This window comes from Leisingera sp. (genome assembly GCF_034669605.1).
In the GTDB taxonomy this organism is placed as follows: domain Bacteria; phylum Pseudomonadota; class Alphaproteobacteria; order Rhodobacterales; family Rhodobacteraceae; genus Leisingera.
Map to the genome: position 1 here is coordinate 1 of NZ_JAXMOX010000178.1, position 9,850 is coordinate 9,850.

The following is a 9,850-nucleotide window of genomic DNA, read 5'->3' on the forward strand; positions in this document are numbered from 1 at the left end:
GGATCACCGCAAGATAAAGCCAACCCTCTTGGGTCCAAACATAGCTGATGTCACCGGCCCATTTCTGGTTCGGCGCGTTGGCGGTGAAGTCACGATCCAGCAGGTTCGGCGCAATGTTGAACTTGTGGTCGCTGTCTGTGGTGACCTTGTGTTTACGGGTTCTGACGACGGATATACCATTCTGGCGCATCAATCTGCCAACCCGGCGATGTCCGACGTCCAAGCCGATTTCCTTCAGCTCTTCCGTCATCCGTGGCCTGCCGTAGCTGCCCAAGCTGAGACGAGATTGTTCCTTGATATGTGCCAGCGTCACCAGATCGGACCGCTGCCTGCGACTGGCCGGACGGCTGCGGAACGCCCGCAATCCGCGCGTGCTAACGCCGACGACATCGCAAAGACGATTGGTTGGAAAGTCGGACCTGTGTTCTTCGATAAACCTAAACTTCATTGCTTTAGGCCCGCGAAGAACTGGGTGGCCTTTTTTAGAATTTCCCTCTCCTCCTTGAGGAGCCGGATCTCACGTCGAAGCCGGTCATTCTCTTTTGCGAGGTCCAAATCCTCTTGCGACACCACATCCGTGTCTCGATGTGCTGTGATCCACTTATTCAGTGTCGACATACCGACACCCAAATCATCAGCCACCTGTTTGCGCTTCAGTCCACTGGTCAGTGCAATGCGCACCGCATCCTTGCGGAATTCGTCCGTCCGTTTCAGTCCCATAGTCAGTCTCCTTTGTTGCAGTAAATGCTATCAAAGGAGCGGCATCAAACCGTGACAGGTCCAAACCTGACCTTACCAGCTGTCGAGTGATCCCTGGGGGCAGGCCCATCCAGGCCGCAAACTGTCTTCCGGATGCAAACTGCTCCGGTGCCGGCGCTTTCATCACCAGCAATACTGCACCGATCGGTCCGACACCGGGATCTTCGCGAGGCGGCGACAACATTCGTTGCTGCGGTATCAGGTCATCAAACTCGCCTCTATCTCTTCCAGGCGCTCCCTCAGCTGCGCAAATTCATCCGCAAGTGACGTCAACAGATCGCGCGCCAAGGCGGGGACGTTTTCATCAGCCATGATGCGTTCCAGAAGGCGCGGAATATGAGACACGCCTTTGGCCGCGGTCAGTCCGAACTCGGCCGCATAGCCACGGATTGTATAGGCAAGTTGCGTCCGGGAGGCTCACATGGCCAAGCCAGCTACGGTTGGCCCCGGTGACGACCTGATGGGAGAGCCTGTGCTGGAGCGCAAGGTTCACTCTATTCGCACCGCTGCCCGGGAGCTCGGCATGGCCCCCCCGGGCGCTTGCGAAAGCTTCTGGTCGATGCCAACCTCGTCCAGCCGGTTGAAACCGACCAGAATGACCAGTGGGAGTTGTTTGACGCCAAGGAGGCTCAGCCGCATCTCGACAAGGTCTACGCGACATGCCAACCTCAACGCAATTCGATGCCGTCGATCAATCCGAAAAGCGCATTCAGCGTCTCCATTTTGCGTTCGGCCGGGGTGAAGACCACCTCCGCGCTCGATGTATCGGCGCCGAGCAGCTTCAGCTGTTTCACATCCTCATTGCGCCCCGTTCCGGTTCGCCAAACGAACCCGACCCCCATGCCGTTGACCACCGCCTCATAGACGCCATCCCGGTTGTCGAGGGTCAGGAACGGCACAGGTGAGACATCGTGGCGCCGAAAGTAGCGGTCGAGAACCTTCTGCGTCGAAGACCCGCTTGTGCGAAAGATCAACCTGTGGCGCAGCAGTTCTTCGCAGGTGACTGCGTCCGCACTGGCCAGCGGATGCGACGGCGTCACGATGGCAACGACATTGTTCTTCAGGAGTTCCTTGCGGCGGAAACGTCCATCCCTGGGAACCTCTGGCAGGATTCCGACATCGACGGTGTGGTTGATGACCTGCCGCATGATCTTGTCATGTGACCCGGTGGTGACCTGCAGGACAACCTGCGGGTAGGCCTTGTTGAAGGCCGCGATCACCGACATGCCGGGCATCGCGTTGCCCAGCCCCACGGACAATTCCCCCTTGCTCAGCGACCCGTGGCGCCGCAGCATCTGCTCAAGTGCTTCATATTCGCTGATCACGCGCTCGGCCGCATCACAGAGCCTTTCGCACAAGGGTGTTGGATGCAGCTTTCCCTTGTCGCGGTGGAAAAGCACCACTCCATAGTCCTCTTCCAGCCTGCGCACCTGCTGCGAGATTCCCGGCTGGGTGACATCCAGTAGCCGCGCGGCCGCAGCGTATGAGCCGGATTCGGCAACCGAACGGAGCGCTTCGAGGGTGCGGAGGGAAATTGTCATGGCCAATCCAAAGCGGGACTATGGTTTCCTCAAAGCATAGCTTTGCTTTGTCACAGCAATGTTACGGCCAGAAGGCAGGTGTGCCGCCGAGGCCGGAAACGGTCGCACTCGAACTTGAACGATCTCTCATATCCACACCAGACCGCCTCGGCACAGGTTGCGCCGAGGCCCAGGGAGCCTTTGACCGTGGCCTCAGTACTGACCGTAAACAACCAGCTTACCAGCCAACTTTCGGCCGATCTGGTCGCGCAAGACCGCCTTGTGCTGTGCGATCTCGACGGTTGTCTTGTCTCCGAAGGGCGAGCCTACAAGGATTCCGCGTCTTTCCTGAACAGCTGCGGAGAGCGCCTGTGGCTGGTGTCCAACAATTCCACCCATTTCTCGGTAGAACTCAGCAGGCAACTTGCGGCGCTTGGACTGGAGGTGCCAGCCAACCGGATCTTGCTGGCCGGGGAGCAGACATTAGCGCACCTGGCGCGCCTGCACCCTGGCGCGCGCCTCGCATTGTTCGCCAGCCCGGCAATCGAACAAGAAGCGCGGCGGCTGGGCTTTGCCCTGACACAGGATACGCCCGATCTGGTGCTTTTGTGCCGCGACACGCAACTGTCGTTGGATAGGCTGAACGCGATGGCGGCTTTGGTTCAGGGCGGCGCTGCCTTCTGGGTGTCCAACACCGATACCGTGCATCCCGGCCACGACGGCCAGCCCATCGCCGAGACCGGCGCCTTGCTGGCGGCGCTGCGCGCCATGCTGACTGAGTTGCATTTCGAAAGCATCGGAAAACCGCACCCCCATCTTGCCGCGCTGGCGTTGTCACGCACCGGCGTCTCTGCCGAAGAGGCCGTCTTTGTCGGGGACAACCCGGATACGGACGGCGCCATCGCACGGGCCATCGGCACCCGCTTTGTTCAGCTTCGCCGTACAGGAGCCCCGGAATGACCCTCTATGTCCTGCGCACCCTGCTCAAGATGGTGCTGACCCTGTTCGCCATCATCACGCTGGTGTTCTTTGCCACCCGGATGTCCGGCAGCCCGCTGGACACCGCCCTCGGCGACGGTCTGACCGAAGAAGACCGCACCCTCATGATCGAGTATTTTGGGCTGGATCGGTCGCTCTGGTATCAATACCTCGCCTACCTGCGCGGCATCCTAGAGGGCAACTTTGGCCAATCCTTCATAGAACGCCGCCCGGTGGCCGACATCGTGGCTGAACGCATCTGGCCCACGCTGCAATTGCTGGGCAGCGCGTTGGCGCTGACGATCGTGGTCTCGGTGCCGTTGGGGGTCACGGCCGCGCTCTGGCGGGACAGCTGGATTGGAAGCGCGGTCATGGGGCTGGCCTTTATCGGCTACGCAGTGCCCAATTTCGTGATCGCCGCCTTTATGGTGCTGATCTTTGCCTTCTCTCTCAACTGGCTTCCGGTGGTCGGCAACGGCACGCCCTGGCATTTCATCATGCCCACCATCGCCATGTCCGGGGTGCTAATCGCCGCGCTGACCCGTTTCACCCGCAATGCCATGCTGGATGTGTTGGGACAGGATTTCATGCGCACCGCCCGCGCCAAGGGCCTGCCCGAAACTGTCGTGATCCTGAAACACGGGCTGCGCAACGCCGGTGTCACGGTGCTGTCGGTCCTTGGCCTGCAAATCGCCGGTATGGCCGCGGCGGGCAACGTCGTGGTCGAGGCCATCTTCAGCTGGCCGGGAATCGGCGAACTGCTCGTCTCGGCCGCCATCATGCGCGACTATCCGGTGCTGCAATTCGGGGTGATCTCTGTCGCCTTCGCCGTGGTCGTCATCAATGCCCTCACTGACATCGCCTATGTCGTCGCGGATCCCCGCACCTCCATGGCGAAAGGATAACATTATGACCGCCACCACTAACATCCCGTCGCGTACCCCGCTTCTGCTGACGCTCTGGAAAGACAGCAATGCCATCCAAAAAGCCGCGGTACTGATCGGCCTTGCGCTGTTGCTCATGGCGTTGCTGGCGCCGCTGATCGCCCCCTTCGATCCGATTACGCAAAGCCTGATCTCGCGGCTGCGCCCCCCGCTTGGGTTCGAGCGCTACAAGGACGGGTTCTACCTCGGCACCGACGAACTGGGCCGCGACGTCCTCTCGCGCAGCCTGCATGGTCTGCAGCTGACCCTTGGACTGGCGCTGGCGGGGGCCTGCATCGGCCTGTTGATCGGCGGCACGCTGGGGCTTTTGGCGGGACTGCGACGGGGCTGGGCGGAAAACGTCATCATGGCGGCCGTCGATTTACAGATTGCCGTGCCCTTCACCCTGCTGGCGCTCTTGATCCTCGCGCTGTTCGGATCGTCGCTGACGGTGATGATCTGTGTGTTGGGCATCGCCGGATGGGAGCAATATGCCCGCATCCTGCGCGCCGAAGTGCGCAAAATAACCCAATTGCCCTTTATCGAGGCGGCGCGCGCATCGGGTGGCGGCCAGCGCTACATCGCGCTGACCCATGTGCTGCCCAACATCGTCTCGCCGCTGGTGGTGCAGTTCACCCTGTCGCTTTCCAATATCGTGATTCTTGAATCGACCATGTCGTTCCTCGGCCTTGGCGTGCAGCCACCCACCGCCACGCTGGGCAGCATGGTGGGCTATGGCCGCGACTACATGCCGACCGCGCCCTGGATCGTGATTGCCCCCGCCGCCCTGATCATTCTTGTCACCTTTGCCGTGCAGATCCTCGGCGACTGGCTGCGTGACCGCGCCGATGTCCGCCTGCGCGCCCGTTAATCAAGAGGCCGAAGACGCCCTCCTACGTCCCTCAATGGAGAAGACCATGAAAACCCTTCTGATGACCACCGCTGCCACGCTTCTTGCGGGCTCGGCCTTCGCCCAGTCGATCACCGTCGGCGCGGCCAATATCTCGGACTACCTCGATCCTGGCCGGGACCATTCCAACGTCGGATCGCAGTTCTATTACAACAGCTTCGACACGCTGATCGACCGCGACCATTCCAAGCTGGAACCTGAATGGGTGCCCGCGCTGGCGACCGAGTGGAAGCTGATTGATGATGTGTCGATGGAACTGAAACTGCGCGCGGGCGTCAAGTTCCACAATGGCGAGGCACTGACCGCCGATGACGTCGTGTTCTCGCTCAATCGCATGTATCAGGCGACCTTTGCGCCCTATGTGGTGCGGTCCAAGGACCGTCTGGCCAACTTCGCCGAAGCGGTGAAGATCGACGACTACACCGTCCAGATCAAGGTCGAACGCCCCGAGCCGCTGTGGGAAACGCTGGTTTCGCTGCAGCAGGTCATGATCATCCCCGAGGACTACACCAAGGCGCTGTCGGGTGATCCCGAGGTGGCCGAGGACGGCGATTTCGAGGCCTTCTCGCTGGCGCCCGTCGGCACCGGCCCCTACGCCATCTCGGAGTTTATTCCGGGCCAGAAGGTGGTCTATTCCCGCTTTGACGGGTTCTGGGGGGACCGCGCGCCGCTGGAACAGGCGACCGTGATCCGCATCCCCGAAACTGCCAGCCGCATCACCGCGCTGAAAACCGGCGAAGCGGATATCGTCACCAACATCGCCCCCGACCAGCTGGATCTGGTCAACGCCGATCCGAACCTCAAGACCGAGGGCTCGGCCACCGCGCTGTTCCACGTCATGATCATGAACGTGAATCACCCCCACCTGACCGATCCCAAGATCCGCCAGGCCATGTCGCTGGCGATCGACCGCGACCTGCTGAACGACGCGCTGTGGCTGGGCAAGGCGATCGTGCCCTCGACCCACACGATGGCAGAGATGGGCAAACTGCACATGCCCGAGCTTACCACCTTCGAATACAACCCCGAACGGGCCCGCGAACTGCTGGCGCAATCCTCCTACGATGGCGAGGAAATCGTCTTTGACGCCTATCCCGTTTACTACACCAATGGAGTTCTGGCCGCTCAGGCAATCACCGAGATGTGGGCCGAGGTCGGTATCAAGGGCCGCGTGAACGTGACCGAAACCTGGACGGGCGCAAGCCCCGATCTGATGGCGCGCAGCTGGTCGAACCCGATGTATTTCGCCGATCCTTTCGGCTCTTTCGGGGTGATGTGGGCGCCCAACGGCCCGTCCGAGGGTTCGGGCCGCTTCAACACCGACGCGGAATATGCCGCGATCTGGGAACGCTTCCGCTTTTCCGAGGAAGTCGAGGCGCGCAAGGCCGCCTTTGTGGAACTGATGGAGCGCATCAAGCAGGATCCGCCGGTCCTGCCGTTGTATCGCCCGTTCGAAAGCTGGGGCATGCACAAGGGGATCTCTTGGGCGCCGCAGCTTGGCCACATCCCCTACGTGCTTGATTTCCGTGCCGGCGCCATCGCGCTTGCCGACAGCTAAACATCTGTGGCGCGCCCCGTACAGGGGCGTGTTCCTCCCTCTGCAGGACAAAAGAAATGACACTCCGTATTGCCATCATTACTGACATCCATCACGGCGCACCTTCTGAATCCAAACGCGGTGATACCGCGCTTGGGCTGATGGCCGAATTTTCCGATTGGGCGAACACCATGGAACCCGACCTTGTCCTGGATCTGGGGGACCGGATTTCGGACGTAGATGAAGAGACCGACCTGCGGCTCGAAACCGAGGTGGCCGAGGCGTTCAAAGCCGTGAACGCGCCGATCCACCACATTTGCGGCAACCATGACCGCGATTACCTGACCACTGCGCAGAATGAAGAAATCCTCGGGCAGACCCTGCAGAGCGAACTGCTGGATTGCGGTGACTGGCAGGTTGCTTTGTGGCGGGCCGATCCGAAGATCACCCGCACCGCCGAACATTACGGCTTCTCCCTGCCAGAAAGCGATCTGCTCTGGCTGTCGCGCACGATGCAGACGGCTAAAAAACCCACCTTGGTGGCCAGCCACGTACCGGTATCGGGGCACGGACAGGTCGGCAACTACTGGTTCGAGCGCAATGAAGAGGTCTCGCGCTATCCCGAAAGCGACCGCGTGCGTCTGGCACTGGCGCAGGCGCGGGTGCCGGTTGCCTGCATCGCGGGCCATGTGCATTGGAACACCGTTTCAACCGTCAATGGCATCCCGCATCTCACCCAGCAAAGCTTGACCGAGAGTTTTACCACCCAAGGCACACCCGCCGGGGCATGGGGGATGCTGGAGTTGTCCGAGACCCTGCATTGGAAAGTGTACGGCGCCGACCCGCTCGAGGTCCGGCTGACCCCGAAACCCGGGCGCTGGACGCCCCCGATGGGACGGTTCTGAACCATGCTTGATGCGCCTGTCCTTTCCGTCAAATCCTTGTCGGTCGCCTTTGGCACGCATACCGCTGTGCGTAATCTGTCCTTTGACATCCACGCCGGTGAAACCCTGGCGCTTGTCGGGGAATCCGGGTCCGGCAAATCCGCCACTGCGCTGTCGGTGCTGCGCCTGATCGAACGCGAGGGCGGGCGCATCACCGCAGGTCAGATTCGCCTGGGGGCCGAGGCCCCCGTCGACCTGGCCGAACTGTCCGACCGGGCCATGCAGAGCTATCGCGGCAATCGCGTCTCGATGATTTTCCAAGAGCCGATGACCTCGCTGAACCCGGTTATGCGGATCGGCGAGCAACTGGGCGAGGTCTTGCGCCGCCACCAGGGCATGAACCGGGCCGAGGCGCGGATCGCTGCCGAAGGTGCGCTGGACCAGGTGCGCATCCCGGATCCAGCGCGCCGACTGGACCAATACCCGCACGAACTTTCGGGCGGGTTGCGGCAGCGGGTGATGATCGCCATCGCACTGGCTTGCCGCCCGGATGTGCTGATGGCCGACGAACCGACAACCGCGCTGGACGTTACCACGCAGGCCGAGGTGCTGAAGCTTCTGAAAAGTCTGCAACAGGAAATTGGCATGGCGATCCTGTTCATCACCCATGACATGGGCGTGGTGGCCGAGGTTGCCGATCGCGTCGTAGTGATGCGCCACGGCAATACCGAAGAGGTCGCTTATACCCACGCGCTGTTCGAAGCGCCGCAATCGCAATACGCGCGGGACCTGATGGCCGCGACACCCAAGCTGGGCCTGTCCCTATTGCGCCCGCAGGTGGCCCCAGCGGAACCGGTGCTGAAGGTTGACGGGCTGACCAAGAGCTTTGCCCGCAGCGGCGGCTTCCTCAAGCCCAAGGTCAAGGTTCCTGCCGTCAAGGGTGTGTCCTTTGAGATCCGCCCGGGCGAAACACTGGGCCTTGTGGGCGAGTCCGGCTGTGGCAAATCCACCCTGTCGCGCGCCCTGATGCGCTTGATCGAACCGGATGCGGGCCGCGTGACCCTTGCCGGGCGCGAGATCAGCAGCCTTGGCCCGCAGGCGCTGCAACAAGCGCGCGCCGACGTGCAGATGGTCTTTCAGGATCCCTTCGCCAGCCTCAATCCCCGCATGAAAGTGCGCGATCTCATCACCGAACCGGCTTACCTGCACAGCGGCCTGAGTGGTCAGGCACGGGCCGATCTGGCCGCCGGCCTGCTGGAGAAGGTGACGCTGGACCCGGGGGCGGCGGACCGTTTCCCGCACCAGTTTTCCGGTGGTCAGCGCCAGCGGCTGTGCCTTGCACGCGCCTTGTCGGTCTCGCCCAAGGTGATCGTCGCGGATGAGGCGGTGTCGGCGCTCGACGTGTCCACGGCGGTCCGGGTCACGTCTCTGATGCAGGATATCCAAGACCGTCTGGGCATCGCTTTCCTCTTTATCTCGCATGACATCGCAGTGGTTGAACGGGTCAGTCACCGGATCGCGGTAATGTACCGGGGCGAGATCGTCGAGACCGGCGAGACCAAACAGGTGCTGCGCTCGCCCCGGCATCCCTACACTAAAAGGTTGCTTTCTGCCGTGCCCAGCCCGCTTCCCAATAGGCCCAACCGCGCCAAAAGGGACTTTTCGACGAACAATGCTCCGGCATTTTTGGAAGGAGCAACGTAACATGAAAGCATGACAAGCCCCAACTGAGGAACCGGGAGATGATCAATGTTCTGCTACAACTCGGATTTTGGCTGCTTTGTCTAAAAAGGATAGGCTCGCATGCATCCTTGGTTCGCAGCCGCAGCGAATGACCGGTCTTGCGGGCCGCACCATAACAATTGAGGCTGCTGACGAGCGATCGCAATGGGCCGGTTAGGTTCCGAAGGGCGACCACAGTTCGCAGCTTTGCAGCGGCAGGTTTCTGCGCTTCGCTGACCTTGGAGTCGGGCAAAGCCCCCCTTGGGTCAACTGAGCAAATTTGAAGGTCCGCTTTCGAGAAGCCTTTCGCGCACGCAGCACCTTCATCGCTGCGCCTTGTATGAATGTCGCGATTGGGCCGATTTCGTTGAAAAAGTCGTTTGGTTTTGTGCGTTGGGGATGGGTACGGCGCACATTTTGTTGGGCAGTCTGAGGCGATACCGCCTTGTTACGCTACGGCGGGTGCCATCGGCTTGAGTTTTGCCAATTTCCGGAGGTTTTGGGCTGTGGCTGCGAGGGTGAATTCGTCCTGGACGCCCCAAGGCCCCCGTAATCGGAGCCGTGCCAGACCGAGGATGCGTTTTAGGTGGGCGAAGAGCATCTCCACCTTCTTGCGC

8 protein-coding genes and 2 pseudogenes are annotated in these 9,850 nt (G+C 61.3%); 6 read left to right on the forward strand and 4 right to left on the reverse strand.

The genetic code is table 11. The annotated features are described in order from the left end of the window. The 3 genes and pseudogenes from VOI29_RS18850 to VOI29_RS18860 all read right to left on the reverse strand — a co-directional run. Positions 1 to 720 (reverse strand): annotated as a pseudogene (locus VOI29_RS18850) (IS3 family transposase); the annotation flags it as partial. A gap of 50 nt (positions 721 to 770) precedes the next feature. Then, a pseudogene (locus VOI29_RS18855) lies at positions 771 to 1,173 on the reverse strand (transposase); the annotation flags it as partial. Positions 1,174 to 1,427: 254 nt separating this feature from the next. Next, positions 1,428 to 2,300 (reverse strand): LysR substrate-binding domain-containing protein, encoded by an 873-nt coding sequence (locus tag VOI29_RS18860; RefSeq protein ID WP_323782230.1) that lies wholly within the window; start codon positions 2,298 to 2,300, stop codon positions 1,428 to 1,430. Positions 2,301 to 2,486: 186 nt separating this feature from the next. On the opposite strand from VOI29_RS18860, the gene VOI29_RS18865 reads away from it, so the two are divergent. From VOI29_RS18865 to VOI29_RS18890, 6 genes are read left to right on the forward strand one after another with little or no spacing between them, the layout of a single operon-like run. Further along, on the forward strand, positions 2,487 to 3,239 hold the full coding sequence (locus VOI29_RS18865) for an HAD-IIA family hydrolase (protein ID WP_323782232.1): 753 nt from the start codon (positions 2,487 to 2,489) through the stop codon (positions 3,237 to 3,239). After that, positions 3,236 to 4,162 carry an ABC transporter permease gene (locus VOI29_RS18870; protein WP_323782235.1) on the forward strand — a complete coding sequence of 309 codons (927 nt, stop codon included), beginning with the start codon at positions 3,236 to 3,238 and terminating at the stop codon, positions 4,160 to 4,162. The genes VOI29_RS18865 and VOI29_RS18870 overlap by 4 nt, the downstream gene beginning before the upstream one ends. A gap of 4 nt (positions 4,163 to 4,166) precedes the next feature. Further along, positions 4,167 to 5,051, forward strand: a complete 885-nt coding sequence (locus tag VOI29_RS18875) for an ABC transporter permease (RefSeq protein ID WP_323782238.1) — start codon at positions 4,167 to 4,169, stop codon at positions 5,049 to 5,051. A gap of 46 nt (positions 5,052 to 5,097) precedes the next feature. Beyond that, a complete protein-coding gene (locus VOI29_RS18880) occupies positions 5,098 to 6,648 on the forward strand; it encodes an ABC transporter substrate-binding protein (protein WP_323782241.1) in 1,551 nt (516 codons plus the stop codon). 56 nt (positions 6,649 to 6,704) lie between these two features. After that, the gene (locus VOI29_RS18885; protein ID WP_323782244.1) at positions 6,705 to 7,532 is read left to right on the forward strand and encodes a metallophosphoesterase family protein; all 828 of its coding nucleotides are present in this window, start codon (positions 6,705 to 6,707) and stop codon (positions 7,530 to 7,532) included. Between the two features lie 3 nt (positions 7,533 to 7,535). Then, positions 7,536 to 9,215, forward strand: a complete 1,680-nt coding sequence (locus VOI29_RS18890) for an ABC transporter ATP-binding protein (RefSeq protein ID WP_323782247.1) — start codon at positions 7,536 to 7,538, stop codon at positions 9,213 to 9,215. A 466-nt stretch (positions 9,216 to 9,681) separates the two neighbouring features. On the opposite strand, the gene VOI29_RS18895 is transcribed toward VOI29_RS18890, so the two are convergent. Then, positions 9,682 to 9,850 (reverse strand): transposase (locus tag VOI29_RS18895; protein ID WP_323782251.1); only part of this gene is annotated, 169 nt, incomplete at its 5' end.